2 protein-coding genes are annotated in these 1,575 nt (G+C 52.9%); both read left to right on the top strand.

Annotated elements, in window-relative coordinates:
• The coding region (gene kdsA / locus OB13_RS17715; RefSeq protein ID WP_461491517.1) for a 3-deoxy-8-phosphooctulonate synthase at window positions 1–608 on the top strand (608 nt) is incomplete at its 5' end.
• Window positions 609–679: 71 nt separating this feature from the next.
• The gene (locus OB13_RS17720; protein WP_461491518.1) at window positions 680–1,447 is read left to right on the top strand and encodes a DUF695 domain-containing protein; all 768 of its coding nucleotides are present in this window, start codon (window positions 680–682) and stop codon (window positions 1,445–1,447) included.
• Window positions 1,448–1,575: the final 128 nt, after the last annotated feature.

The raw sequence follows: 1,575 nt of genomic DNA on the forward strand, positions 1-1,575 counted from the left end.
TAGGCGACGAGAAAGCACTGCGTATACTTCAGAAAGTAAGCCAGACCTTTGATGTCCCTACCGTGACCGACATTCACGAAGCGCACGAGGCAGCTATGGCCGCCGAGTATGTGGACGTGCTGCAGATTCCGGCTTTCCTGTGCCGCCAGACGGACCTGCTCGTTGCTGCTGCCCAGACAGGCAAAGTAGTAAACATCAAAAAAGGACAGTTCCTGTCAGGCGATGCCATGCGCTTTGCCGTTGACAAGGTGCGCGAATCAGGCAACGGAAAAGTGATCCTGACAGACAGAGGCAATAGCTTCGGCTACTCTGACCTGGTGGTAGACTTCCGGAACATACCTGAGATGCAGGCCACAGGCGCCCCGGTCGTGATGGACGTGACCCATTCGCTGCAGCAGCCCAACCAGAGCTCTGGTGTAACGGGCGGCAAGCCGGCCCTGATTGAGACGATCAGCAAAGCAGCCATTGCCGTCGGGGCTGACGGCTTGTTCATCGAAACGCACCCACAGCCTTCGGTAGCCAAATCAGATGGCGCCAACATGCTGCCCCTTGACCAGTTGGAAGGTCTCCTGGAGAAACTGATCCGTATACGTCAGGCGCTACGCTAAGCTGCTGATACTCGTATTTGAAAAGAGCATCAACCGCAGTTGATGCTCTTTTTAGTATTTATATTAAGCTCATGAGTGAATCTACCTATACCCCGGAGTGGGAAGTATACTTTTGTGATATAGCTGACCGGCCGGCCTGCATCAGCGTGGACCTGGGGCTGGAAGTCCTGGCGCCTATACCGGACAAGAACAGGGCCTTTGAGCTGGTGGTGATGTTGCAGCAGCCCGATAGCGATGGTTTTCCTGGCGATGAGGCCGAGTGGGAGATACTGGAACAGATCGAGGAAGCTGTTGTCGAAACGTTTCAGAGTTCGCTGGAAGCGATATTTGCGGGCAAGATCCTGCACGACGGCAAACGCAGCTTCTACTTCTACAGCGGGCAGGAAGCCTTGCCGGAGGTAATAGCCACAAACCTCATGCAGCAGTTCCCCGACTATACCTTCTCTACTAATACTATTGAAGATCCTGTCTGGGGGCTATACCTGGATTTCCTTTTCCCGGAGCCTGTGGATATGCAGAGTATAAAGAACGGACGCATCCTGCAGCTCATGCAGGAGCAGGGAGACCAGGAACATATCCCGCGGCCGGTGTCTCATTTCTTATCCTTTGCGCAGGAGTCAGACAGAACTGCTTTCCGAAAAAAGGCAGAAGCGGAGGGTTATACCTTTGTAGGGGAAAATGTGAATGAGGAGAACCTGTATACCCTGACTATTTCAAAAGTGGAAACTCTGGCAGATGAAGCTGTACATACGGTTACGCTTGTGCTGTGGCAGCTTGCCGAGGAGCATCATGGCAGGTATGATGGGTGGGAGTCGCAGGTGGTGAAGGAGAATGATTAAGGTGTAAGACGAAGCTTGATTGCGCTGCTATACCTATACCGCCAGTTTGAGCGCAGCAGTAACTTGTGGTTGATTGTGCGGTCAGTTTGTAATTGGCTTAGCTGCTGTTCCAGGTATAGCAACCTGGC

The sequence above is a fragment of the Pontibacter sp. HJ8 genome, from assembly GCF_054824225.1.